The 24,555-nt window shown below is 62.3% G+C and carries 21 protein-coding genes and 1 pseudogene; 16 read left to right on the forward strand and 6 right to left on the reverse strand.

From position 1 onward, the window contains the following. Positions 1-17 precede the first annotated feature (17 nt). The 5 genes from rpe to V6767_RS00960 all read left to right on the forward strand — a co-directional run bounded on the left by rpe (position 18) and on the right by V6767_RS00960 (position 6,317). Positions 18-683 carry a ribulose-phosphate 3-epimerase gene (gene rpe / locus V6767_RS00940; RefSeq protein WP_448471699.1) on the forward strand — a complete coding sequence of 222 codons (666 nt, stop codon included), beginning with the start codon at positions 18-20 and terminating at the stop codon, positions 681-683. A gap of 120 nt (positions 684-803) precedes the next feature. Continuing rightward, a complete protein-coding gene (locus V6767_RS00945) occupies positions 804-1,520 on the forward strand; it encodes a DUF2259 domain-containing protein (RefSeq protein ID WP_448471700.1) in 717 nt (238 codons plus the stop codon). Positions 1,521-1,620: 100 nt separating this feature from the next. Continuing rightward, the gene (purB, locus tag V6767_RS00950; protein ID WP_448471701.1) at positions 1,621-2,928 is read left to right on the forward strand and encodes an adenylosuccinate lyase; all 1,308 of its coding nucleotides are present in this window, start codon (positions 1,621-1,623) and stop codon (positions 2,926-2,928) included. Between the two features lie 31 nt (positions 2,929-2,959). Beyond that, positions 2,960-3,508: an RBBP9/YdeN family alpha/beta hydrolase gene (locus tag V6767_RS00955; protein ID WP_448429592.1), complete on the forward strand. Its 549-nt coding sequence runs from the start codon at positions 2,960-2,962 to the stop codon at positions 3,506-3,508. A gap of 196 nt (positions 3,509-3,704) precedes the next feature. Continuing rightward, positions 3,705-6,317 (forward strand): sensor domain-containing protein, encoded by a 2,613-nt coding sequence (locus tag V6767_RS00960; protein ID WP_448471702.1) that lies wholly within the window; start codon positions 3,705-3,707, stop codon positions 6,315-6,317. Positions 6,318-6,343: 26 nt separating this feature from the next. On the opposite strand, the gene V6767_RS00965 is transcribed toward V6767_RS00960, so the two are convergent. The 3 genes and pseudogenes from V6767_RS00965 to tpiA form a co-directional block, all read right to left on the reverse strand. Next, entirely contained in the window at positions 6,344-7,975 is a 1,632-nt protein-coding gene (locus V6767_RS00965; protein WP_448471703.1) for a CTP synthase, read from the reverse strand. 190 nt (positions 7,976-8,165) lie between these two features. Beyond that, positions 8,166-8,585 (reverse strand): annotated as a pseudogene (gene secG / locus V6767_RS00970) (preprotein translocase subunit SecG); the annotation flags it as partial. A 127-nt stretch (positions 8,586-8,712) separates the two neighbouring features. Then, a complete protein-coding gene (tpiA, locus tag V6767_RS00975; protein WP_448471704.1) occupies positions 8,713-9,495 on the reverse strand; it encodes a triose-phosphate isomerase in 783 nt (260 codons plus the stop codon). A 280-nt stretch (positions 9,496-9,775) separates the two neighbouring features. Between tpiA and parE the strand changes: the two genes are divergently transcribed. The 5 genes from parE (at position 9,776) to V6767_RS01000 (ending at position 16,857) form a co-directional block, all read left to right on the forward strand. Further along, positions 9,776-11,827 carry a DNA topoisomerase IV subunit B gene (gene parE / locus V6767_RS00980; RefSeq protein WP_448471705.1) on the forward strand — a complete coding sequence of 684 codons (2,052 nt, stop codon included), beginning with the start codon at positions 9,776-9,778 and terminating at the stop codon, positions 11,825-11,827. Positions 11,828-11,941: 114 nt separating this feature from the next. After that, complete coding sequence (locus V6767_RS00985; RefSeq protein WP_448471706.1) at positions 11,942-13,081, forward strand: esterase-like activity of phytase family protein; 1,140 nt, start codon at positions 11,942-11,944, stop codon at positions 13,079-13,081. Positions 13,082-13,338: 257 nt separating this feature from the next. Further along, complete coding sequence (locus V6767_RS00990; RefSeq protein ID WP_448471707.1) at positions 13,339-14,301, forward strand: patatin-like phospholipase family protein; 963 nt, start codon at positions 13,339-13,341, stop codon at positions 14,299-14,301. A gap of 16 nt (positions 14,302-14,317) precedes the next feature. Further along, the gene (locus V6767_RS00995) at positions 14,318-15,991 is read left to right on the forward strand and encodes an alpha/beta hydrolase (RefSeq protein WP_448471708.1); all 1,674 of its coding nucleotides are present in this window, start codon (positions 14,318-14,320) and stop codon (positions 15,989-15,991) included. Positions 15,992-16,155: 164 nt separating this feature from the next. Continuing rightward, positions 16,156-16,857 carry a L,D-transpeptidase gene (locus tag V6767_RS01000; RefSeq protein WP_448429607.1) on the forward strand — a complete coding sequence of 234 codons (702 nt, stop codon included), beginning with the start codon at positions 16,156-16,158 and terminating at the stop codon, positions 16,855-16,857. A 42-nt stretch (positions 16,858-16,899) separates the two neighbouring features. On the opposite strand, the gene V6767_RS01005 is transcribed toward V6767_RS01000, so the two are convergent. Beyond that, positions 16,900-17,238 (reverse strand): winged helix-turn-helix transcriptional regulator, encoded by a 339-nt coding sequence (locus V6767_RS01005; protein WP_448471851.1) that lies wholly within the window; start codon positions 17,236-17,238, stop codon positions 16,900-16,902. A 230-nt stretch (positions 17,239-17,468) separates the two neighbouring features. On the opposite strand from V6767_RS01005, the gene V6767_RS01010 reads away from it, so the two are divergent. The 3 genes from V6767_RS01010 to V6767_RS01020 all read left to right on the forward strand — a co-directional run bounded on the left by V6767_RS01010 (position 17,469) and on the right by V6767_RS01020 (position 20,254). Next, positions 17,469-18,041, forward strand: a complete 573-nt coding sequence (locus V6767_RS01010; RefSeq protein ID WP_448471709.1) for an NADPH-dependent FMN reductase — start codon at positions 17,469-17,471, stop codon at positions 18,039-18,041. Between the two features lie 181 nt (positions 18,042-18,222). After that, positions 18,223-18,897 carry a hypothetical protein gene (locus tag V6767_RS01015; RefSeq protein WP_448471710.1) on the forward strand — a complete coding sequence of 225 codons (675 nt, stop codon included), beginning with the start codon at positions 18,223-18,225 and terminating at the stop codon, positions 18,895-18,897. Positions 18,898-18,991: 94 nt separating this feature from the next. Continuing rightward, entirely contained in the window at positions 18,992-20,254 is a 1,263-nt protein-coding gene (locus V6767_RS01020) for a cation:proton antiporter domain-containing protein (protein WP_448471711.1), read from the forward strand. 12 nt (positions 20,255-20,266) lie between these two features. Here V6767_RS01020 and V6767_RS01025 read toward each other — a convergent pair whose 3' ends face one another. Together V6767_RS01025 and V6767_RS01030 are read right to left on the reverse strand one after the other, a co-directional pair. Further along, a complete protein-coding gene (locus V6767_RS01025; protein WP_448471712.1) occupies positions 20,267-20,875 on the reverse strand; it encodes a flavin reductase family protein in 609 nt (202 codons plus the stop codon). Between the two features lie 2 nt (positions 20,876-20,877). Beyond that, positions 20,878-21,462, reverse strand: a complete 585-nt coding sequence (locus V6767_RS01030) for a nitroreductase family protein (RefSeq protein WP_448471713.1) — start codon at positions 21,460-21,462, stop codon at positions 20,878-20,880. Positions 21,463-21,583: 121 nt separating this feature from the next. On the opposite strand from V6767_RS01030, the gene V6767_RS01035 reads away from it, so the two are divergent. The 3 genes from V6767_RS01035 (at position 21,584) to V6767_RS01045 (ending at position 24,374) form a co-directional block, all read left to right on the forward strand. Beyond that, positions 21,584-22,543: a hypothetical protein gene (locus tag V6767_RS01035; RefSeq protein ID WP_448471714.1), complete on the forward strand. Its 960-nt coding sequence runs from the start codon at positions 21,584-21,586 to the stop codon at positions 22,541-22,543. A gap of 103 nt (positions 22,544-22,646) precedes the next feature. Continuing rightward, a complete protein-coding gene (locus tag V6767_RS01040) occupies positions 22,647-23,459 on the forward strand; it encodes a glycosyltransferase family 25 protein (RefSeq protein WP_448471715.1) in 813 nt (270 codons plus the stop codon). A gap of 120 nt (positions 23,460-23,579) precedes the next feature. Continuing rightward, positions 23,580-24,374 carry a glycosyltransferase family 25 protein gene (locus tag V6767_RS01045; protein ID WP_448471716.1) on the forward strand — a complete coding sequence of 265 codons (795 nt, stop codon included), beginning with the start codon at positions 23,580-23,582 and terminating at the stop codon, positions 24,372-24,374. Positions 24,375-24,555: the final 181 nt, after the last annotated feature.

The following is a 24,555-nucleotide window of genomic DNA, read 5'->3' on the forward strand; positions in this document are numbered from 1 at the left end:
CAAGAAGGATACATGCAGTGAAACGTCCCCTGCGCATCGCCCCCTCGATACTTTCCGCCGACTTTTCCAGACTGGGAGAGGATGTGAAGGCCGTCGTTGATGACGGCGCCGACTGGGTGCATCTCGATGTCATGGACGGCCACTTCGTGCCGAACATCACGTTTGGCCCGCCGATCATCTCCAAGCTGCGCGGCCACACGGATGCCGTCTTCGACTGCCATTTGATGATCGCGCCCGCCGATCCCTATCTCGAGGCCTTTGCCAAGGCCGGATCGGACAGGATCACGGTGCACCAGGAGGCCGGTCCGCACCTGCACCGCTCGCTGCAGACCATCCGCAACCTGGGCAAGAAGGCGGGCGTGGCGCTGAACCCGGCAACCCCGGTTTCGACGATCGAAAACGTGATCGACGATCTCGACCTCATTCTGGTGATGACCGTCAATCCCGGTTTCGGCGGCCAGGCCTTCATCCCCGCCATGCTTGAGAAGATCAAGCAGGTCGATGCGCTGATCGGCGACCGCCCGATCGAGCTTCAGGTCGATGGCGGCATCGCGCCGGACACAGTGGAAGCGGTCACCAGGGCCGGCGCCAATGTGCTGGTCGCGGGCTCGGCCATCTTCGGCAAGGCCGAAGGCGGCAGTTACCGACCGGCCATGGATGCGATGCGGTCGGCCGCAGTTTAGCGTAAAGCGTTTCAGGCGTATTCTGGAAATGGGTCAACGGCCGGGAGCGATGTCACGCGCCCGGCCCGATGAGGTTTGCCGATATGCCGGCACCGCGCCGGCCAACAATAAGGAGCTGCAATGCCAGGTCTTACACGCCTTCTCGGCGCAACGGTGCTTTCCGGCCTCGCCGCCGCGACCGCGAGCGCCGGCGATTTCGCCGCCTTCACCCCACTCGGTTTTTCGGAAGACGGCAAGGTCTTTGCTTTCGAGGAATACGGCCAGGAAGACGGTTCCGGCTTCGCCTATTCCAACATCTTCTTCATCGACACGCAAAACGACGCCTTTCTGGACGGCACGCCGTTCCGCCTTCGCACCGAAACCGACAATGCCTCGATCAGCGCGGCCCGCGCGCTCGCCGTGCGCGAGGCTCTGCAGATGATCCAGGATTACAACCTGCTAGACCACCCCGGCTGGCTTGCCGCCTTCAACCCAGTGACGGAGAACAATGGCGATAACGGATCAATCAGGTATCGCGCCCACCCGAACCTGTCGCCCGTCAGCGAGATGGTCCTCGAAACCTTTCCGCTCGCGCCGAACCCCGCCTGCACCGACATCACACCCGATGCCCGCGGCTTTCGCCTGACCTATCGCAGCCCTGAGGGCGAAGAGCGGGAAATTCACGCCGACACGCGCCTGCCGGAAAGCCGCAACTGCCCGCTGGATTACCGCCTTGGCGGCATGATGACCTATGGCGGCGGCGGGCCGGATGCCGTGCATGTCGCGTTGGTGATCGTGCTGTCGCAAGGCTTCGAGGGACCGAACGGGCGCTGGATCGCCGTGCCGTTCCGCCCGTAAAACACAGGGACACGGAGCATTGTGCGGGCGCAAAGATTTCATTTGCGCCGGAAATGGTCTATGCGCTTTGCCAGATGAAAATGTGAAGGACGAAGCCTCGATGATACCGCGTTATTCCCGCCCCGAGATGACGGAAATCTGGTCGCCGGAAACGAAATTCCGGATCTGGTTCGAAATCGAGGCCCATGCCTGCAACGCGCTCGCCGAAATCGGCGTAATTCCCGAAAGTGCCGCCAAGACCATCTGGGAAAAGGGCAGCGCCGCAACCTTCGATGTCGCCCGCATCGATGAGATCGAGGCCGTCACCAAGCATGACGTCATCGCCTTCCTCACCCACCTTGCCGAAATCGTCGGCCCCGATGCCCGGTTCGTCCATCAGGGCATGACGTCGTCCGACGTGCTCGACACCTGTTTCAACGTCCAGCTCACCCGCGCCAGCGACCTGCTGCTGGCCGATCTCGACAAGCTGCTTGCCGCCCTGAAGCGCCGCGCCTTCGAGCACAAGGACACGGTCACGATCGGCCGTTCGCATGGCATCCATGCCGAGCCGACCACGTTCGGCATCAAGCTCGCCCAGGCCTATGCCGAATTCGACCGCTGCCGCGACCGGCTTGTCGCCGCGCGCGCGGAAATCGCCACCTGCGCCATCTCCGGCGCCGTCGGCACCTTCGCCAATATCGATCCGCGCGTTGAAGAGCATGTCGCTGAAGCCATGGGCCTGAAGCCGGAGCCGGTCTCGACCCAGGTGATCCCGCGCGACCGGCATGCGATGTTCTTCGCCACGCTCGGCGTGATCGCCTCGTCAGTGGAGCGGCTTGCCACGGAAATCCGCCACCTGCAGCGCACCGAGGTGCTGGAAGCGGAGGAGTATTTCTCGCCGGGTCAGAAGGGTTCGTCGGCCATGCCGCACAAGCGCAACCCGGTGCTAACCGAAAACCTGACGGGTCTCGCCCGCATGGTGCGCAGCTTCGCGATGCCGGCGATGGAGAATGTGGCGCTGTGGCATGAGCGCGACATTTCGCACTCCTCGGTCGAACGCATGATCGGCCCCGACGCGACCGTGACGCTCGACTTCGCGCTCGCGCGGCTCACCGGCGTTGTCGACAAGCTGCTCGTCTACCCCGAGACGATGATGAACAATCTCAACAAGTTCCGCGGGCTGGTTCATTCCCAGCGCGTGCTGCTGGCGCTGACGCAGGCCGGCGTGTCGCGCGAGGACGCCTATCGCCTCGTCCAGCGCAATGCCATGCGGGTTTGGGAGGAAGGCAAGGACTTCCTGGAAGAACTGCTCGCCGACGAGGAAGTGCGCGCCGCCCTTTCCGAAGAGACGATCCGCGAGAAATTCGACCTCGGCTATCATACCAAGCATGCCGATACCATTTTCAAGCGGGTTTTCGGCGAAGCCTGACGCCCGCTCCCTATCAAAGACGACGATCCGCATGAAAGCCTCCGAAGCAGATATCATTCTCATCCCCGGCTACAAGAATGCCGGGCCGGGTCACTGGCAGAGCCGCTGGGAGCAGAAGCTCTCGACGGCCCGGCGGGTGGAGCAGGCTGAATGGAACAAGCCGGTTGTCGAAGACTGGGTCGACAAGCTTGTGGAAGCGGTCAACGCCTCGACGCGCCCGGCCGTGCTGGTCGCCCATTCGCTCGGCATTCCCACCGCTATCCTCGCGCTGCCCAAATTCGAGAAACCGGTGGCCGGCGGCTTCTTCGTCGCGCCGCCGGAAGTCGACAATCCGAAGATCCGGCCGAAGCATCTCCAGACCTTTGGCCCCTATCCGCGCGACCCGCTGCCGTTTCCTAGCATCGTGATCGCCAGCCGCAATGATTCCTTCGGCTCATTCGACCATGCCGGCGACATCGCCAATGCGTGGGGGTCGGCTTTCTTCGATGTCGGCGAGGCCGGGCACATCAACGAGGAAGACGGCTTCGGCCCCTGGCCCGAGGGCATATTGATGTTCGGGCGTTTTCTGTCGCATCTGTGAGGGCAGGATAAAGCTGTAGGACGCGTGGAATTCGCGATATCGCAAACGCCGCTTCAGCGAACTGAAATCATTGCGGCTTTCAAATCAGAATTGACTTTCTCCATTCATGGACCACACTTGTACTGTTGGTCCACGATGACTTTGCATCCGGATCGGCCAAATATAGAAAATTGAGGGGAGCGCGCGAACCGGGCTGATGCGGCCTTGCAGCCGAGCAAAGCAAGTTCAGCATCTGTCAAAACCGCCTCCAGCAAGAGGGCAAACGTTGACGGAGGACAGGAGTGAGTTTTGGAGCAAATCCGGAATAGCGGCCGCCGCAATTGAAGGCTCGGCAGTCGCGATGGCGGCGCTTGACGTCTTCAGTTTCAAGATCCGGGCCGTCAATGAAAGCTTCAAGGCGATCGCTCAGGGAAGCGATCTTGTCGGCGCGAATATTCTCGATTGGGTTCACAGTGACGACCGCCCGGTGCTGCAGTCCCTGCTGTCCACAGCGGACAAGAAGGGCAAGCCGCTTACCCGGGAAATACGTTTCGGCCCGCGTCCCGATGGCCCCTGGCGCTGGATGCTCTGCTCCAACAGGCCCCTGCCGCCCGAACACGACGGACGCAAAACGCTTTCCCTGCTGAGCTGCACGGATATCAACGCACAAAAGCTGCGCGAACTGGAAGCCAATGAGCGCGCCCATCGCTGGGATTATGCGCTCGTCAGTTCGGGGCTCGGCGTCTGGGACCATGATTACCGGCGCGGCCAGTTCTTCTATTCGCAAACCTGGCTGACGATGCGCGGCTATCCCGGCGGCGGCCCGCAGCCCTTCGGCTCGACCGAGGAATGGCTGCAACTGGTCCACCCCGACGATCGCGATTTCGTTGCCAACGCGATCGAACGCCAGAAGACCGGCGATCCCCAGTACATGAACTTCGAATACCGCGAGCGCCATGCGGACGGACACTGGATCTGGATCGAGTGTCGGGGCGATGCGGTATCGAGCTTCTCCGACCACAAACCGGCCCGTATCGTCGGCACCGATCGCGACATCACCGATCGCAAGAACGCGGAAATGCTGCTTTCGCGGACCCGGCAACGGCTCGAACTGGCCCTGAGCACCTCCCGCATCGGCGTGTTCGAATACAATCCGGAAACGGGCATGGTGATTGCCGACAAGCGTATCTGTGAGATTTATGGTTTTGGGGAAGAGGCAGAAACCTACAACGCCAGCCGTCTTGGCGCGATCACCGCCCCGGAAGACCTGAATCGCATCAGGGCCGCATTGCAAACACTGAAGCCAGGCGACCCTCCGATATCCGATGAGTTCCGGATCAACCGCGAGGACGATGGCGCAGTGCGTCATGTTCGCGCTCTGATGACCATGCGGATCGACGATGAAGGGCAGCAGAACATCCTGGGGATCAACTGGGACGTCACCGAAGAGGTGCGGCTGCGTCAGGATCTGATCACCGCCAAGCAGCTTGCCGAAGCCCGCAATTTCGAGCTCGACCGCGCCAAATCCGATATCGAACAGGCAGCCCTGCACGACTATCTGACCAGCCTGCCCAACCGGCGCTTTCTTGACGATGAATTGTCGCGCCGCGTCGAGATGGCGCCGACAACGGCCGGCAAGCTTGCGCTGATGCAGATCGATATCGATGATTTCAAGGCCGTCAACGACAGCTATGGACATGGCGCCGGCGATGCGGTGCTGCGCCATGCCGCCCAGGTCCTGCTGAGCGTCAGCCGCCACAATGATTTCGTCGCGCGCGTCGGCGGCGACGAATTCGCCTTCATCTGCAGCTATGGCAATGGCGCGACCAGTCTTGAGCAGGTCGCAAAGCGGATGCTTCTGGAACTATCCAAACCGGTCGAACTGGGCGAGCATCGCATCCGCATCGGCGCCTGCGTCGGTATCGTCACCGCGGATGCCTGCGAGGACCTGTCCGCCGGCAGCCTCATGAAGAACAGCGACCTTGCCCTCAAGCTGGCAAAACAGCAGGGCAAGAACCGCATCGCCTTCTACTCGCCCGATCTCAAAAGCGCGGTTGCCGCCAACCGGACGCCCACCGACCGGCTGATGCAGGCGGTGGAGCAATGCGACTTCATCCCGTTCTACCAGCCGCAGTTTGACGCGAGAACGCTGCGGCTGACCGGCGTCGAGACGCTGGCGCGCTGGCGCCACGCAGATGGCAGTTTCGGCCAGCCATCGGAATTCATGCCGCTGGCGGAAACGCTGAACCTGATGAACATGATCGATACCAGCATCCTCGCCCAGGCGACCAGCGACTTCCGGCGCTGGAGCGATCTCGGGCTCGACCCGCCGGGCATATCGCTCAACCTGTCGCCGCGCCGCCTGAGCGATCCGGCGCTGGTTTCCGCGCTGGAGGAATTCGAACTGCCTGCGGGCAAGCTGACCTTCGAACTGCTGGAATCGATCTTCCTAGACGAGCCCGACGATATCAGCGCCTACAATCTGAAACAGCTCAGAAGGCTCGGCATCGGGATCGACGTGGACGATTTCGGCACGGGATATACATCGATCAGCGGCCTGCTGAAGGTCGCGCCCAACGGCCTCAAGATCGCCCGCGAACTGGTCTTGCCGCTGCCGCACTCGCCCGATCAGCGCGCGATCGTCAAATCGATCATCGACATCGCCAAAACGCTGAAGATCAAGGTGATCGCCGAGGGCGTGGAAACCAGACGACACGCCGAGATCGTGACCAAGCTCGGCTGCGACGTTCTTCAGGGCTATTGGCTGGGCCGGCCGATGCCGGCCGGCGAGTTCGAGAAAGTGCTGCGCAAGCAGACTGAACTGGTGTAGCGGCCGCAGCCGTTTCCGATGACAGGCTATACCAGCCGGCTCTGCTCCAGCGCGGCTTCGATGAAGCTTGCAAACAGCGGATGCGGCTCCAGCGGCCGGCTCTTCAATTCCGGATGGTACTGCACGCCGATGAACCACGGGTGGTCGGCATACTCGATCGTCTCCGGCAACACGCCATCCGGCGAGGTGCCGGAAAACACCAGCCCGCAGGCCTCCAGCTTGTCGCGATAGCGGAAGTTCACCTCGTAGCGGTGGCGGTGGCGTTCCGAGATTTCGGTCGTGCCGTAAATCTCGGCAATCTTGGTATCCGCGCCAAGGTGCGCCTTGTACGCGCCAAGCCGCATCGTGCCGCCCAGATCATCGGTATCGGACCGCTTCTCCAGCGTATTGCCCTTCACCCACTCGGTCATCAGACCGACGATCGGCTCGGCGGCATTGCGGTCGAACTCCGTCGATGAGGCGTCCTTGATGCCCGCCAGATTGCGCGCCGCCTCGATCACGGCCATCTGCATGCCGAAGCAGATTCCGAAATACGGCACCTTGTGGGTGCGGGCGAAGCGGGCCGCCTGGATCTTGCCTTCCGAACCGCGCTCGCCGAAGCCGCCCGGTACCAGAATGCCATGGACCTTTTCGAGATAGGGCGACGGGTCTTCCTTCTCGAAAATCTCCGACTCGATCCATTCGAGATTGACCTTGACGCGATTGGCGACGCCGCCGTGGTGCAGCGCCTCGATCAGCGATTTATAGGCGTCTTTCAGCCCGGTATATTTGCCGACGATGGCGATCGTCACCTCCCCTTCCGGGGTGCGAATGCGCTCGCTGACCTTTTTCCACGCATCCATGCGCGGCACCGGAGCGGGATCGATACCGAAGGCGTGCAGCACTTCGTCATCCAGCCCTTCGTGGTGATAGGCGAGCGGCACGTCGTAGATGTTCGCGACATCGAGCGCCTGGATGACGGCGGATTCGCGGACATTGCAGAACAGCGAAAGCTTGCGGCGCTCGGCCTCGGGAATTTCCCGGTCGGCGCGCACCAGCAGGATATCGGGATGAATGCCGAGCGCCTGCAATTCCTTGACGGAATGCTGGGTCGGCTTGGTCTTCAATTCGCCCGCCGCCGGGATATAGGGCATCAGAGTCAGGTGAACATAGACGGCGTTGCCGCGCGGCAGATCATTGCCGAGCTGGCGGATCGCCTCCATGAACGGCATCGCCTCGATATCGCCGACCGTGCCGCCGATCTCGCAAAGCACGAAATCGAAATCTTCGTTGCCCTCGAGCACGAAGTCCTTGATCTCGTTGGTAACGTGCGGAATGACCTGCACCGTCGCGCCGAGATAGTCGCCGCGCCGTTCCTTGTCGAGAATGTTCTTGTAGATGCGGCCGGTAGTGATGTTGTCGGTCTTGGTCGCCGAGCGGCCGGTAAAGCGCTCGTAATGGCCAAGATCGAGGTCGGTCTCCGCGCCGTCGTCGGTGACGAACACCTCGCCGTGCTGGGTCGGGCTCATCGTGCCCGGATCGACGTTGAGATAGGGATCGAGCTTCCTGAGCCGGACCCGATAGCCCCGTGACTGCAGCAATGCACCGAGTGCTGCTGCGGCAATGCCTTTTCCGAGGGAGGAAACCACGCCGCCTGTGATGAAAATATATCGCGCCATGGGCTTATTCCGATACCGTTTTCAAACCGATTCTGCCAGAGCCTTCGCGTAAAAAAGCCCGTCCATTCCCGGCCAATTGTCACAATAATGCCGCATCGCCGACGCTTGCGCGGGACGAGCGGCCCAAAGAAATGCCGGCGGGAGGCCCGCCGGCTGATGTCTTTACATATGTCGGCGATCAGTCGCCGGTAGGAACGCCGGTGGCGTTCGAATCCTGCGCCGGGGTGCTGACGGCAGGCGCCGAAGAACCTTCGCTGCCGCTCGGAACGCCGCTTTCGTCAGACGCGGCCGGCGTCGTCGTGGTCACGGACCCGCCGAGCTGGTTCAGGATGCCCTGCCCGTCCGTTTCGGCGTTCTGTTCGATCCGGTCGAGAATATCCGACGGATTGCCCTGGTAGCGGGCGAGAATGCCGAGACCGAGCGAGGTCACGAAAAACAGCGTTGCGAGAATGGCCGTGGTGCGCGTCAGCGCATTGGCCGTGCCGCGCGCGGTCATGAAACCGGAACCACCGCCGATGCCGAGCCCGCCGCCCTCTGACCTCTGGATGAGGATCACACCGGCCAGCGCAACGACGATTATCAGGTGAATTACGATCAATACCGTCTGCATGAATGTCCAATCCGGCCCCGCCTTGAAGGTCCGGGCCCGCTAGAATAACTGGCGTCTCTCTACATGAGGCCGGCGCGCAATCCAACCCCTTTTTCTGGCCGTTTTCGGCCCGATCCGCCGTCGATTCCTACTTTGTCGAGGACAGGATATCCTCATAGGCCTGATAGATGGCGAGGAAATCGGCCGCTTTCAAGCTGGCGCCGCCAATCAGAGCGCCGTTGACATTGGGCACACTCAGCAGTTCGCGCGCATTGGCGGGCTTCACCGAGCCGCCATAGAGAAGCCGGATCTTTTCGCCCGCCTCGCCGAAACGCTCGACCAGATCCGCGCGCATGGCGGCGTGGACCTCGGCCACCTGTTCCGGGCCCGGCGTCTGGCCGGTCCCGATCGCCCAGATCGGCTCATAGGCAATGATCGTGTTTTCGGCGGCGGCATCATCGGGCATGGATTCAAAAAGCTGGGTCTTCAGCACTTCCATGGTGCGGCCGGCGGCGTGTTCCTCGCGGGTCTCGCCAATGCACACGATCGCAGTCAGGCCCTGGTCGTAGGCCGCGCGCGCCTTTGTGGAAACTGTGCGGTTGCTTTCGTGGTGCTCGGCGCGCCGTTCCGAATGGCCGACGATGACATGGGTGGCGAGGCAATCCTTGATCATCTCCGCCGAGATATCGCCTGTATGCGCCCCCGACCGCGCCTTTTCGTGGCAGTCCTGGCCGCCGATCATCAGCTTTGTGTCTTCCGTCAGCGTGGTCGCGACGTAAAGCAGCGTGGCCGGCGGGCAGATCAGCGCGTCGACCTTGTCGGCGAGCCCGCCGCTCACGCCTTCGGCGATGGCCCGGATCTGAGCCAGCGAGTCGCGGGTGCCGTTCATCTTCCAGTTACCGGCGACCATGGGGCGTATTGCGGCAGTCATCTTCGTCATTCTCCCGTTCATTGCTTTTGTGGCCGGCGCGACCGGCAAAGGTTTTCCCTTGTCGTCCGTTTTGCGCGCGCCGTCAAAGGGCGTTTTGCCGCTCTCGGTTTGACAGCAGGCCCAATCACGGCTTTAAACGGCGCATCAGACTATCCACACCCTTATAGCGAGAATCTGGCGCGGCATCGCTTCGCGACCAAAACTTTGCCAGAATAGCGGGGTGATTCGCCGCAAAGCGCCGGCACCAGCGCAAACCGATCTTTACAGGCTGCCCGACCCTATGGACAACAGCAAAGACCTCTTCGCCGATCTTGGCGGCAGCAAGGCCGAAACCGATACCACGCAGCCCGAGCGCAAGAGCGCGGCGAAGCCGAGAGCCTCCGCACCCGCCTCCGTGGAAAACGCTGACTATGGCGCATCCTCGATCCGCGTGCTCGAGGGGCTGGAGCCGGTGCGCATGCGGCCGGGCATGTATATCGGCGGCACCGACGAGAAGGCGCTGCACCATCTGTTTGCGGAAGTTATCGACAACTCCATGGACGAGGCTGTCGCCGGGCATGCCGATTTCATCGAAGTCCATCTCGATGCCGAGGGCTTCCTGACGGTCACGGACAATGGCCGCGGCATTCCGGTGGAAAACCATCCGCAGGTGCCCGGCAAGTCGACGCTGGAAGTCATCATGACCAAGCTGCATGCCGGCGGCAAGTTCGACGGCAAGGCCTATGAGACCTCCGGCGGTCTGCACGGCGTCGGCGTCTCGGTCGTCAATGCGCTTTCCGATGTGCTGGAGGTCGAGATCGCCCGTGACCGACGTCTTTACCGGCTTTCCTTCTCGCGCGGCGTGCCGCAGGGCGAGCTTGAAGATTGCGGCCCGACGCAGAACCGGCGCGGCACCAAGATCCGTTTCCATCCCGATGCCGAAATCTTCGGGCCGCGCGCGAAGTTCGATCCCGCCCGCCTCTTCCGGATGGCGCGTTCCAAGGCCTATCTGTTCGGCGGCGTGAAAATCCGCTGGTCCTGCGATCCCGCGCTCGTGGAAGGCAAGGAGGACCTGCCGGAAAAGGCGGAGTTCCATTTCCCCGGCGGACTGAAGGATTATCTCGCCGCCACCATCGGCAAGGACTTCACCGTCACCCGCGAAATCTTCGCCGGCAAGACCGAAAAGGCCGGCGGCCACGGCGCGGTGGAATGGGCGGTGGCCTGGTATGGCGGCGACCCGAACGTCCATTCCTACTGCAACACCATCCCGACGCCCGAAGGCGGCACGCACGAGGCGGGCCTGCGCCAGGCGCTCATGCGCGGGCTGAAGAACTATGCCGAAATGATCGGCAACAAGCGCGGCGCGCAGATCACCACCGACGACGTGATGATTTCGGCCGTCGGCATGCTCTCCGTATTCATCCGCGAGCCGGAATTCGTGGGCCAGACCAAGGACAGGCTGGCCACCGTCGAGGCGCAGAGGATTGTCGAGAACGCGCTGCGCGACCCCTTCGACCTTTATCTTTCGGCCAATCCCGCCGAAGCCGAAAAACTGCTCGACTGGGTGATCGAACGCTCCGAGGAGCGGCTGCGCCGCCGCAAGGAGCGCGAGGTCAACCGCAAGACCGCAGTCAAGAAGCTGCGCCTTCCCGGCAAGCTTGCCGACTGTTCGCAGAACACCGCCGCCGGCGCCGAACTGTTTCTGGTCGAGGGCGACTCTGCCGGCGGTTCGGCCAAGCAGGCGCGCAACCGCGCCAACCAGGCGATCCTGCCGCTGCGAGGCAAGATCCTGAACGTGGCGAGCGCCGGGCGCGACAAGTTTTCGTCCAACCAGTTGCTGGCCGACCTGATCCAGGCGCTCGGCTGCGGCACGCGGACGAAGTATCGCGAGGAAGACCTGCGCTACGAACGCATCGTGATCATGACCGATGCCGACGTCGACGGCGCCCATATCGCCTCGCTGCTGATCACCTTCTTCTATACCGAGATGCCCGAGCTGATCCGCCAGGGCCACCTCTATCTGGCGGTCCCCCCGCTCTACAAGCTCACCCAGGGCGGCAAGACGGCTTACGCCCGCGACGACGCCCACCGCGAGGAGCTGATAAAGTCGGTGTTCACCGGGCGCGGCAAGGTCGAGATCAGCCGCTTCAAGGGCCTTGGCGAAATGCTGCCGGCTCAGCTCAAGGAAACCACGATGGACCCGAAGAAGCGCACGCTTCTGCGCGTCGACATCGACGACGTCGATTTCGAAGGCACCAAGGCCGCAGTGGAAGACCTGATGGGCACCAAGGCCGAAGCCCGCTTCCGCTTCATCCAGGAAAACGCGGCATTCGCGGAAAACCTGGATATCTGACGGCGAGCGCCGGCCCGGAGACGTTCTCACCCGGCCGGTGTCATACGCCTGATAACGAGCGAGGGCACTACCTCAGTGACGGTCAACTCCCGCCGTCTCACACGAGGTGCTGCCATGAAATCCCTGCTTTCCGCCACTGCCCTTTTCGCCGCGCTCGCCGCCGGCGCCCATGCCGCCGAGATCGGCAAGACAATTGCCGTCGATTGCCCGCTCAACGACTGCGACAGCCCGATTGGCCTGACATTCGCCGGTGAATTCGCCATCGATACCGGCACCATGGTCGACGGCGTAGAGTTCGGCGGCATTTCCGGGATCGATTACGATGCCGCAACCGGCCGCTACATCGCGATCTCCGACGACCGTTCACAAAAGGCCCCTGCCCGGTTCTACGAACTCGACATCAAATCCGGCGCCGACGGCATCGACGATGTCTCGGTCGTGAAGACCGTGACGCTGAAGGACGAGAACGGATCGCCCTTTGCGGAAAAGACTGTCGATCCCGAGCAGATCCGCCTGTTCGGCGAAAATCTGATCTGGTCCAGCGAGGGCGACGGCAAGGCGATGATCGCGCCGTTCGTGCGCGTCACGTCAACCGATGGCGATTTCGTGCGCGAATTCGCCCTGCCCGACGGCTTTGCGCCGAGCGAGGACCATGCCACCGGCATCCGCAACAATAACGCTTTCGAGAGCATCGCACTGATGCCGGCCGGTGACGTGCTGGTGGCCAATGAAGCAGCCCTCTATCAGGACGGCCCCGCCTCGACGCTCACCACCGCAAGCCCCGCCCGGATCGTGCGTTACGATGCCGAAAGCGGCGAACCGACGGCGCAGTACATCTACATGATCGACCCTATTCCCCATGCGCCTGTCGACGGCGGCGCGTGGAACGACAACGGCCTGTCCGACATGATGCCGCTCGACGATACCCGCCTTCTGGTTTCCGAACGCAGCTTCGCCGAAAACCGCGGCTTCACCATCCGGATCTTCATGATCGACCTCGACGGCGCGACCGATGTTTCGGCGATCGCCTCGCTTGCCGAAAGCGACGAGACCATCGTGCCGGTCGCCAAGACCCAGATTCTCGATCTCGGCGCCATCGGCATCGACCCCGACAATATCGAGGCAATGACGATCGGCCGCGCCGAAGACGGCACGCCGCTCCTGCTGCTGGCCTCCGACAATAATTTCAATGCAGAACAGAAGACCCAGTTCCTGGCCTTCCGGATCGGCCACCTGCCCGGCGTCAGCCGCTGAAGACGCGCTGGCCAAATCGACGGGCGGGCCCGCATCTCCGTGAAGCGCGGGGCCCGCACGTGATGGTGAAAGGCTGGCGTTAAGGTTAATTATATCTTTAATAAACATGGCGTTACGAAGGAAACTCAAACCATGGTACCAACGACTTAAACCAGTTTCTCCGCAAACGCCAAAATTGAGCCGGTTTCCGCGCTTGTCGGGCATGGATACGCTCTCTATAGTCTGTGCCTGACAAAAAAGAAAAGCTCTGTGAAACAATGACTTCGCGCCGAAACTTCATCATCGCCTCTGCTGCCGGTCTGGCCGGCGCGACCGGTCTTGCCAGGGCCGAAAGCCGACCGGGAACGATCACCCGCAATCTGCCCGGCGTCGCGCTGGAGGCTGAGTCCGTCGGCCGCGATGGTTTCGCGCTGGCGCTCGGCGGCGGCGCGGCCAAGGCCTTTGCCCATATCCCCTACCTCCAGAGCCTTGATGAACTCGGCATCAAGCCGAAACAGATGACCGGCACGTCGATGGGCTCGATCATCGGCGCGCTCTACGCCAGCGGCATGACCGGCACCGAAATCCGCGAATATGGCGTTGAACTTCTGACCCAGCGCCAGTCGCTGCTGAAACGCCTGCTGATCGATACCGGCGAGACCTGGGGCTCGCTGTTCAACCTGTTCCGCCCGGCGGTGATCGAGCCGGAGGTGCTGTTCGCGGCGCTGCTGCCTGCGGACCTGCCCGCCGATTTCGCCGGGCTGGAGATACCGCTCGCGATCGTCGCGACCGATTTCTACGAACAGAACGAATATGTGATGCGCGAGGGGCCGCTGCTGTCGGCGATCGCCGCGTCCTCCGCCCTGCCCGTTCTGCTGACGCCGGTCAGTCGCGACGGCCGGGTGCTGATTGATGGCGGCTTCGTGAACCCGACGCCCTTCGACCTTCTCGACGCCGACCGCTACATCACCATCGGCATCGACGTGACCGGCTCGACGATCGAGAATGACGGCAGCATTCCGGGGTCGTTCGAGACCTGGGCCGGTTCATTCTCCATCACCGAACACTCGATCGTGGTGGAAAAACTCAAAAACGCGGCGCCGGACCTTTTCGTGGCGCCGAATGTCGGGCGTTATCAGCCTCTGGATTTCTTCAACATCGAGACCATCCTCTCGACCGTTGACAAGGACCAGGATGCCTTCAAGCGGCAGATGGAAGAGCTCGCAGAGCAGAACAGATAAGGACGGGTCAGCCGCCATGCAGACGGAAACGCCGACAACCGCGCGCTGGTTCTCAATCAGCCTTTTTTCGCTCGCGCTCGGATTGGCATTCTTCGCCGCCTCGCTCACGCCGTCGCTGATCCCGCGGGCATGGCCGCTGCAGGCCGTGCTGGCCGGCCTTGTGATGGCGCTTGGCTATATGATCGGGCGGTTCTTCGTGGCGCTGTGGCGCGGATTGCAGATCCCGGAGCCGCGCGGTCGCTGGCGCGCGATCAGCCTCGCGGTGTTGAACGCCGCGGCGCTGATCCTTCTCGTCTATTGCCTGTCGATGATGACCGAATGGCAGAATTCGGTGCGCTCACGGGTCAATATGGAACTGCTGGAAGGCGGCACGGTGCTCGGCATCCTCGCCGTCGGGCTTGCCGTCTTCATCGTGCTGTTCCTGATCGGCGCCCTGTTTCAGAAGGCGTTCGATATCGTCCGGCTGCGGCTTTACCGGGTGATGTCGCCGCGCGCGGCCAATCTGGCCGGCGTCGTGATCGTGTTGCTGGTCGTGGTCGTGGCCAGCCGCGACTGGGTGGTGCCCGCGATCTTCGATTTCCTCGACGAAAGCTACGAGACCGCGCAGGACTTGTTCGAAACCGCCCCGCCGCCGCCCACTGATTCCTTCATCGCCGGCGGCCCCGGCTCGCTGGCGAGCTGGGAGGCGATGGGCCAGCCCGGACGCAATTTCGTCACCAGCGCGCCGTCCGCCGAGGATATCGAAACCTTCACCGGCCGCCCGGCCGAACGCCCGATCCGCGTCTATGTCGGCCGGTCCCAGGCCGACGAGCCGCAGGAGCGCGCTAGGATCGCGCTTGAGGAGATGCAGCGCCTCGGCGCGTTCGACCGCGCCTATCTGATGATTGCAAGCCCCACCGGCACCGGCTGGCTCGATCCCGGCGCGCACGACACCTTCGAATATATGCATAATGGCGATGTCGCGACGGTCGCGGTTCAGTACTCCTTCCTGCAATCGCCGCTGGCGCTGATCTTCGAGACCGATACCGGCCTCAAGCAGGCCACCGCGACCATGGAAGAAGTCTATCGCTACTGGCGCACCCTGCCGGAAGACAGCCGTCCGGAACTCTATATGCATGGAATCAGTCTCGGCGCATGGTCGTCGATGTATTCCTTCAACGTGTTCCAGATGCTGGATGAACCGGTTGCCGGAGCGGTCTGGGCAGGCCCGCCCTTCCCGTCCTATCTCTGGCGTCACACCGTTTCCGCCCGCAATGCCGGCACGCCCTATGTACTGCCCGTAATCGACAACAGCGCCGTCGTCCGCTTTTCCTCACAGTTCAGAAAACCGCAGGCGGAAGGCGATGACTGGGGCAGAGTGCGCATCAACTTCCTGCAATATGCCTCTGATCCAATTGTGTTTTTCGAGCCGAATGCGAGCTTCATAGAACCGGAGTGGATGCGCGAGCCGCCCGCGCCCGATGTTTCGCCCTATCTGCGGTTCGTGCCGGTCGTCACCCAGTTCCAGCTCGCGCTCGACATGGCGTTGTCGAAGGCGCTGCCGGCCGGCTTCGGCCACAACTATCTCGCACGCGATTATATCGACGCCTGGGTCGCCGTTTCCCGTCCGCAGGACTGGTCGCCGGCACGCACGACAGCACTGAAAGAAATCTGCAATATGGGCAAGGATACCGGCTGCGCGGTGCAATAAGCCGCGCGGCGGCGGCCGTTCTTCACAGAAATGCGTGTTTTCCGCCACACTCATCACTCCAAGTGCAGCGATCCCGTGATTGTGATCACGCGCCGCTATGAAGCGGCAATCCGGTCGGATAAAAGCCGTAATCGATTTACATCTCACCAATACAAGAGGCTTGAATGCTCGTTGATAAAACGATGTCGCGCCGGATTTTTCTTCTCGGCGCCGTTTCGACCACCGCTGTGCTTGCAGGCTGCGTCAGCCAGCGCGATATCACCCCGGTCGCCCCGCCCTCCCCGCGCGTCCAGGACACCCCCTACACGGTCGCCGAGCTCGATGCCATGTATGGCCCGGTTGAGGACAATGGCTATCTGATCCCGGCCGTGCCCTACCAGCAGATCGATCCGATGTATTATCGCCAGCGCGTGAAGGATCCGACCGGCGAAGCGCCCGGCACCGTTGTGGTCGATACGCCCAATCGCTTCCTCTATCTGGTGGAAGAAAACGGCACCGCCATGCGCTATGGCGTCGGCATCGGCCGCGCCGGCTTCTCCTGGGGCGGCAATGGCGTGATCAAGTGGAAGCAGGAATGGCCGAAATGGTTCCCGCCGGCCGAAATGATCGAGCGCGACCCCAAGCTCAAGGAATATTCCGAAGCCAATGGCGGCATGCCGGCCGGGCTGATGAACCCGCTCGGCGCGCGCGCCCTCTATATCTTCGAAAACGGCAAGGACACGCTCTACCGCGTCCACGGCAATCCGGACTGGACGTCTATCGGCAAGGCGGTCTCCTCCGGCTGCATCCGCATGCTGAACCAGGATGTGATCGACCTTTACAACCGGGTCGACAACCTGCCGACGCCGATCGTCGTCTATCAGTGAGTCACTGAGCCTCCGGCTTGCCGGGGGCTAATCTCAGGCGCGCTATTTGCTGTCGTAGGCAGCGCGCGCCTGCTCTATGCTGCCAATATTGTCCCGCGCCCAGTCGCCAAGCCGAAGCACCGGCTCGCTGAGTGACAGGCCGAGTTCGGTGAGAGCATATTCCACCTGCGGCGGGCTGGTCGGATAGGTAGTCCGGCTGATCAGCCCGTCCCGCTCCAGCGCCTTCAGCACCCGCGTCAGCATCTGCTGGGAAATCCCGTCGATCTTGCGCTTCAGGACGCTGAACCGGCACGGCCCGTCAATCAGCACGATGATGATCAGCATCGACCATTTGTCGCCGACGCGCTGCAGAATGGGCGCGACATTTCGACACCGTTCCAGAACATGCCTAGTCTCGGGCCTTGCATCTGGCCTTGTTTCGGGCTTTGACCCCGTATTAGTCATCTCGATGTGACCTGGTTGCAAAAAATTGCGTTCTTGCATCAGGGTATTCGGTCATTTATTTTTAGCAAGTCATTTTTTGTGACCGTTATGGTCGCGTTCCTCCCCGGAAATGACACCCATCAAGGGTTTTGAATTTGAAGACCGCCGCGCCTGCGGCGGCAAGGAGAATGATTGTGAAACTGAACATCATCATCGGCAGCACCCGTCCCGGCCGCGTCAGCCCCAAGATTGCAAAATGGGTGGAAGCTGCGGCTCGCGAACATGGCAAGTTCGAGGTCGAACTGGTCGATCTCGTCGATTTCAACCTGCCACTGCTCGATGAAGCGGCGCATCCCCGGATGCAGAAATACGAACATGAACACAGCAAGAAATGGAGCGCCAGCGTTCAGGCAGCCGATGCCTTCGTGTTCGTTACGCCGGAATACGATTATTTTCCGCCGGCAGCATTGGTCAACGCCATCCAGGCGCTTTCGCTGGAATGGGGCTACAAGCCGGCCGGCGTCGTCAGCTTTGGCGGCATTTCCGGCGGCCTGCGCTCCGCTCAGGAGCTTCGCACGCTGCTCGGCAATCTCAATGCCCATGCCATTCCGCAGGTCGTTCCGGTTCCGCTGTTTCCCAAATTCATCAGCGAAGACGGCGTGTTCACGCCCAACGACGAAATGGACGCGGGCGCCAAGGGCATGCTCGACGAGCTGTTCAAATGGGCCGGCCCGCTGGCGACGATCCGCAACGCCGACTGATTCGGCTTCGGCATGATTGCGGTCCGTATCCCCACCGACCGTGAATGCGAAAATCGCAAAAATTTCACGAAGCCGCAGCATATTAGTCATAAATGACGTGGATACCCGCGCCCGCCGCTTGAAACCGGCGGGCGTTTTGGCATTCTGCAGCCCGACGGAGACCCGGTTGGAGGAATGACGCATGGACATTCGCCGCATGAAAGTCTGGTTACTTGGCTCCGATGAGCCCCTGCCGTTCGATCCCCGAGAGACCCAGCCCGACTGCCTTTGTCTTCCCGTTGCCGGCGAGAGAAACCTTGCCGGCCGCGTCGCGACGTTCCGCAACCTGCTGCCGTCGCTGCCGATCTTCCTGATCTGCGAACCGATCTCCAAGGCCTACAATATCGCCGACTTCTCCGAGGCCGCGAAATGCGCGCCGGACGGCATCATCCTGCGCGGCGTCGAAAGCGCGGCCCGGATCCAGATGGCCGAAACCCTGCTCAGGGTCGTCGAGGCCCGGGAGGGCCTGACCGAGAACGCCATCGCCCTGATCGCGATGATCGGTGACAATGGCGGCGGCCTGCTGAACGCCCGCCACTTCATCCACAAGCTCGACCGGCTGATCGCGCTCGGCTACGATGCCGAGCCCCTGCAGAACGAATCCGGCAGCAGTGACATCGCCCGCCAGGGCGCAGTGGCAACCATGCTGGCGGCGCGCAACCTCGGCATACCGGCGATCGATTTTTCCGGCGCCGGAAGCGCCACTGCCGCCTTCAAAACCGCCTGCCACCAGTCCGCCCGCACCGGCTTCACCGGCAAGCTGACCGGCAATCCCGACCATATCGGCATCATCAAACACGCCTTCGGCGCCGCCTGATCCCGATCTGCGGGAAAAACGAGGCCGCGGTGCGGAACAAGTCCGCCCGACAGCAATTGAACGGATATGAGCGCAACAATAAACGCTGTCCGTCATGTCCGAAATCTACCACGTCGTCGCCCTCTGTTCCCTTGTCGTTATCATTCTCGGCGCGCTCTCCGCCTATGTTCAGGGCACGCTCGCGTCGCTGCCTCTGCTTGCCGTCGTAACCGGCATTGTCGCCGGGCCAGCCCTAACCGGCTGGATCGACCCTTCCGACTGGCAAAGCAAGGAAATCATCGTCCGCGAGGTCGCCCGCTTCACGATCGCGATCAGCGTGGTGGGTATCGCCATCCGCACGCCGCCGGAAACCTGGAAACGTCTCGTCCGTCCCGTCACGGTGATGTTGACGCTCGGCATGGCCGGGATGTGGGCAATGTCCACGCTGGTTTCCTGGGTCACGCTCGGCCCCGCATTCTCGCTGAGTTTTGCGACCGCGGTGCTGACCGCCGCCTGCCTGACGCCGACGGACCCGGTGGCGGCCAGCGCGATCGTCTCCGGTCCTATCGCGGAAAACATGTTGCCCGCCAATCTGCGTGGCCTGCTTTCGCTGGAATCGGGCGCGAATGACGGGCTCGGCTATCTGTTCGTCATGCTGCCGATGCTGGCAATCGCGCGCGGCGAGGCCGGCGGCGAACTGGTTCGGCACTGGCTTGTCGATATCCTGATCCTCGACGTGCTGCTGGCGGCCGGCGTCGGCATCGTTCTCGACTGGCTGGTCGCCCGTCTGCAAAGGCTCTCGGACCGCTATCATCTGGCGGAGTTCCACTCCTACCATGCTATATCGATCGCGCTCGCCTTTGGCGCGCTCGGGCTCGGACGGATGCTGGGCGCGGATGGCATACTCACGGCCTTTGCCGCCGGCGGCGCATTCTGCCTGACGGTGGGACGGCACGACGCCATGGAAGAGGAGAATGTGCACGAAACCATCAGCAAATTGATGGACCTGCCGGCCTTTGTGATCTTCGGCCTCGTCATTCCATGGCACGGCTGGGCAACCCTCGGCGTGTGGGCGGTGCTGTTTCCGCTGGCGATCCTTCTGTTGCGCCGGCCGCCGCTGATGCTCGCGCTGGCACCGCTGCTGTCGAGCCGTTTCAGCGGCCGCGATATCGCCTTTGCGGGCTGGTTCGGACCGATCGGAATCGCGGCGATCTTCTACGCTATGGAAAGCGTGGAGCGGACCGGCGATCAGTTCGTCTGGTACGCGGTCAGCGCCGCCGTCGCGGGCTCGATCCTGGTCCACGGCGTCACCGCCACGCCCGGCATGCGTCTTTATGCCTCGCGGTGGAAAGCGGAGGCCGACGATGCGGAAAGCTGAGAAAGCCTTGCCTCAGCCGCGGCGTGGACGTTTCATCTGGAACGGCGTGCCGCACTCGGCATAGTCCAGATAGCCCATGCGACCGACAGGGCGGATCCTGGCCATATCGAGAAGGCCATTCTCGCCGATTGCATCTTCGCGAATGTGGATGCCGACCACCTGACCGAACACCAGCCTGCTCTCGGTAGCGAATCCCTCAAGCGTGGGAGCCGCCATCATCCGGGTCACGCGGCACTCAAGCGCCGCATAGGCTTCGCCCACGAAGGCGGCGTCCACCAATTGCCCGTTCACGGCGGTCAGGCCGGCCGCCTCGAACTCGCTCTCGCCCCGAGCGAAAGGTGCCGAGGTGGTGTTCATCTGTTCGGCAAGGTCGCGGCTCACGAGACTGGCGGTGAACACGCCGGTCTCCTCGATATAGGTAAAGCTGTCCTTGACCGTGTCGGAGGAAAACATCACCACCGGCGGCGCGGACGAGACCGCGTTGAAGAATGAATAGGGCGCCAGATTGTCCTTGCCGTCCCGGCTGCGCGAGCCGATCCACCCGATCGGCCGCGGCGCGACGATCGCCTTGAAAGGATCGTGCGGCATGCCATGCGCATTGGTGTCGGTGGTGTAAAACATGATCAGGCCTCGCCGCGCCAGGTGACGATATCTTCGAGCGCCGGCCGCACGCGCTCAAACGGCGCTTCCGTGCGGGTGCCGATGTGGATGAAGCCGGCGATCTTCTCGTCCGCTTCCACGCCCAGCGCCGGCTTGGCGCGCTCATCGAAGGCGTACCATTCGGTAAGCCAGGTCGCGCCGTAGCCGAATGCATTGGCCGCAACCACGAGATTGTAGCAGACCGCGCCCGCCGACATCACCTGCTCCCATTCGGGGATCTTGGGATGAACCGCCGCCCGGCTGACGACGGCGATCACCAGCGGCGCGCGCGAAAGCCGCTCGCGCTCCAGCTTCAGCCGCTCCGCCGAGGCTTCCGGATCGTCCGCCTTGACGATACCGGCGAGCTTTTCGCCCGCCTCCTCGCGCGCCGCGCCGGCAAAGACGATGAAGCGCCAGGGCGCGAGCTTGCCGTGATCGGGAACGCGCGAGGCGATGGTCAGCATTTCCTCGATCTCGCCGCGGCTCGGACCGGGGGCCGCAAGCTGCAACACCGGCGTCGAGCGGCGGGTTTTCAGGAAATCGATGAGGGTGTCATTCTTGGCATTCACGGCGGGCCTCACTCGGTCAAAAAATCACGCGACGCTCTTGAAAACGCCACGATATTCGGGTCACTACGCAATCGGACATTGAAGTGAACACTTGCGTCAGGCAAGTCAACCGGCGAGCAGCATGTTTCCGCACAGAACGCCCAGACATCAGACCCTTCGGCCCGTCGCCGCTGTCATGGCCGGGCTTTTGCTGGCCGCGCCGGCGGCAGCGCTGGCCCAGAGCACGCCATCGGTTCACTCCGACGACCCCTTCTCCCTGATGCGGGGCACGCAGCAGCCCGGCGAAAAACGACCGGTGAAGCTGGAAGCGCGGCTGGCCGAGGATGGCCATGTGATGCGCGACGGCCTGTTCTGGCGGGTGTTCACCACCATTCCCGATACCAGCGGCCGATTGCGGCTGGTCGCATCGGCCGAAGGCGGCAGCAAGACCATCGAGCTTTCCCCCGGCGACTATTTCATCAACTGCGCCTTCGGCCGGGCATCGGCAACGCGCAAGGTGCGCATCGCCCACGAGGCCGGCCAGGCGGAGCAGATTTCCTTCGTGCTGAACGCCGGCGGGCTGATGCTCAATGCCCGGCTCGGCGATGGCAAGCCCGCCAGCGCCAGCGAGCTTCGCTTCTCGGTCTATGAAGATCGCGACGAGCGCCGCGAACTGGTGGCCGAGGATATCGCGCCCGGCAGCATTCTGCGCCTGCGCGCTGGAACCTATGACGTGGTATCCTCCTATGGCTCGCTGAATGCAGAAACCCATGCCAGGCTGAAGGTCAAGGCCGGCGAGATCACCGACGCCAAGCTGAAGATCAAGGCCGCCGAGGTGACCCTGAAGCTTGCCGGCGAGGCCGGTGGCGAAGCGCTCGCCGACACGGCCTGGACGGTGCTCGGCGCATCCGGCGACGTGCTGACCGAAAGCAGCAGCGCGATGCCGACGATGATCCTCGCCGAGGGCAGCTACACCGCCGTTGCCCGCAACCAGGACAGCCTCTTTGAGAAGACCTTCACGGTCTCCTCCGCCGGCACGGAGGATGTCGAGCTGCTGCTGTCGGAAAACAAGGCGAACACCGATGGCGATGGGTTCGATTAGTCGCCCTGCCCTACCAAACGTTTTTTTGCTGCTTTATTAGATTGCATTCTTTTATTATCACAACTACCGAGATATCATAGGGACAAATCGCGGGGGCTGAGTTTTGCTGGTATATGCAATCAATCTTGAAGAACATGCCGACAGAAGAAATCACTTCGCTGGCGCCTGCGGTGCTGCAAATATAAATGTCGTATGGTTCGATGCGGTCGATGGCCGCGCGGTTTCGAGCGACGAGATCGCAAGTCGAGAGAGCTACCCCGAAGCCGGAAGTTACCCGATCACGCCCACCCAGTACGGCTGCTATCTCAGCCATGTCAGATGCTGGCAGGCTTTCCTGGAAACAGAGGCTCCGCTCGTCGCGATCTTCGAGGATGATGTCCATCTTGCCGACGACATCGGCCCGTTTCTGCAACAGGCGGAAGACTGCTTTCCAGCGGGCGGCGATATCGTCAAGCTGGAGACGTGCCTTCAGCCTGTCAGACTCGAAAGCCGCCCCGAAAACACTGTTTTGGGGCGTGACCTCTATCGGTTGCAAGGCAAGCACTTGGGCTCGGCCGCCTATATTCTCAGTCGAAAGGGCGCCCGCAAACTACTGGAAAACAGCGAGAAATTCGCCATGGGCGTCGATGCGGTCATGTTCAATCCGCGTGCCCGGCTGAAGCACAGCATGGTCAACTACCAGGTCGATCCGGCCATCTGCATTCAAGACGACATCGGCCATCGCTGCGGCCTGCCAAGTCTCGGCTTTTTCTCGGTCAATCCCGTCCGCGAGAGCCGGAAGTCGCGCGGCGCCAATCCGGTCGAATACGGAGACTATCTGATCCGCGACTGCCTGCGTCGAACGAAGCTGCAACTGGGTTATCTGATCAGCGGCTGCCGGAAGCGAACCGTGGATTTTCGCCAAAGGGCTACCTGATCTTGCCAGAACGCAAAGCCGAGCTATAAAGCTGCATTGTAGTTCGGGAGCTTTTCTGCGAATCGCCGAAACACTCCGTTTCATTGTTCCAGAGGCGATCCGCCAGCGCGAAGGGGCTCCGTGCTCACACTCGTCATCAATCTCGACCGCGATACGGAAAGGCTGAAACGTATCGAAGCCCTGCTTGCCGAACGGGATGTTGCCTTCACCCGGATCCCGGCGGTTGATGGACGGTTGCTTTCTCCAGATGAGATCGCGGCGGCCTGCGCCTATCCGACGCCGGTCAGCATAAGGCTGCAACCCGGTGAGATCGCCTGCTATCTCAGCCATATCAAGGCCTGGCGCCTGTTGCTCGACAGCGACGAGGATTGCGCCGCGATTTTCGAGGACGATATCGACCTCAGCCGAGACGCAGCCGAGGTTCTGTCCGCGATCGCAGCTTGGATGCCGGAAGACGCCGATATCGTCAAACTGGAAACCAGCCTGAAGCCGATAGAGCTCGGGCGGACGCCCGAAACCATCGTCCACACGCGCGAGATTCGGCGCCTCGCCGGCTGCCATATCGGCACGGCCGGTTATGTGATCACGCGCAAAGGCGCGGCCCGCATGCTGGCGGAAAGCAAAAAGCTTCGCATGGCGGTGGACACCACGCTGTTCGACCCGCGCGGCGGCGTTGCCGAAACGCTGTCGCTCTACCAGCTCTCGCCCGCGCTCTGCATCCAGACGCGCTTGCAGACCGGCGGCGCGCCTGCCGACAAAAGCAATATTTCCGATAGGGCCAGCCACAAATCATATGGCGCGACGCCGGGCGAAAGACTGGCGAACAGGATCAGGGATAGACTGGCCTATGCCTGCCGCAGGATCCGCAACTTCGCGAGCGGAGCGCGCGCGCAGGTAATCGATTTCAAGCCATAATGTATAAGGGGCGGAGCAAAGGCCCCGCCCCCAGTGAGCTGACAAACCTATCCTATTTACGGACGTCATCCTCGGGCTTGTCCCGAGGATCTAACCACCGTTCAGCACGAGCGGTGCTGGCGGTCCTTAATAGACTGTTTTCGTCCGATACGCTTGTCGCATTCATACGTGCTTAGACCCT

The organism is Martelella sp. FLE1502 (genome assembly GCF_053484255.1).

Excerpts from the sequence above, each read along its gene's own strand:
- V6767_RS00945 (WP_448471700.1), top strand. The coding sequence starts at position 804 with ATGCCAGGTCTTACACGCCTTCTCGGCGCAACGGTGCTTTCCGGCCTC.
- purB (WP_448471701.1), top strand. The coding sequence starts at position 1,621 with ATGATACCGCGTTATTCCCGCCCCGAGATGACGGAAATCTGGTCGCCG.
- V6767_RS00955 (WP_448429592.1), top strand. The coding sequence starts at position 2,960 with ATGAAAGCCTCCGAAGCAGATATCATTCTCATCCCCGGCTACAAGAAT.
- V6767_RS00960 (WP_448471702.1), top strand. The coding sequence starts at position 3,705 with ATGCGGCCTTGCAGCCGAGCAAAGCAAGTTCAGCATCTGTCAAAACCG.
- V6767_RS00965 (WP_448471703.1), bottom strand. The coding sequence starts at position 7,975 with ATGGCGCGATATATTTTCATCACAGGCGGCGTGGTTTCCTCCCTCGGA.
- tpiA (WP_448471704.1), bottom strand. The coding sequence starts at position 9,495 with ATGACTGCCGCAATACGCCCCATGGTCGCCGGTAACTGGAAGATGAAC.
- parE (WP_448471705.1), top strand. The coding sequence starts at position 9,776 with ATGGACAACAGCAAAGACCTCTTCGCCGATCTTGGCGGCAGCAAGGCC.
- V6767_RS00985 (WP_448471706.1), top strand. The coding sequence starts at position 11,942 with ATGAAATCCCTGCTTTCCGCCACTGCCCTTTTCGCCGCGCTCGCCGCC.
- V6767_RS00990 (WP_448471707.1), top strand. The coding sequence starts at position 13,339 with ATGACTTCGCGCCGAAACTTCATCATCGCCTCTGCTGCCGGTCTGGCC.
- V6767_RS00995 (WP_448471708.1), top strand. The coding sequence starts at position 14,318 with ATGCAGACGGAAACGCCGACAACCGCGCGCTGGTTCTCAATCAGCCTT.
- V6767_RS01000 (WP_448429607.1), top strand. The coding sequence starts at position 16,156 with ATGCTCGTTGATAAAACGATGTCGCGCCGGATTTTTCTTCTCGGCGCC.
- V6767_RS01010 (WP_448471709.1), top strand. The coding sequence starts at position 17,469 with ATGATTGTGAAACTGAACATCATCATCGGCAGCACCCGTCCCGGCCGC.
- V6767_RS01015 (WP_448471710.1), top strand. The coding sequence starts at position 18,223 with ATGGACATTCGCCGCATGAAAGTCTGGTTACTTGGCTCCGATGAGCCC.
- V6767_RS01020 (WP_448471711.1), top strand. The coding sequence starts at position 18,992 with ATGTCCGAAATCTACCACGTCGTCGCCCTCTGTTCCCTTGTCGTTATC.
- V6767_RS01025 (WP_448471712.1), bottom strand. The coding sequence starts at position 20,875 with ATGTTTTACACCACCGACACCAATGCGCATGGCATGCCGCACGATCCT.
- V6767_RS01035 (WP_448471714.1), top strand. The coding sequence starts at position 21,584 with ATGTTTCCGCACAGAACGCCCAGACATCAGACCCTTCGGCCCGTCGCC.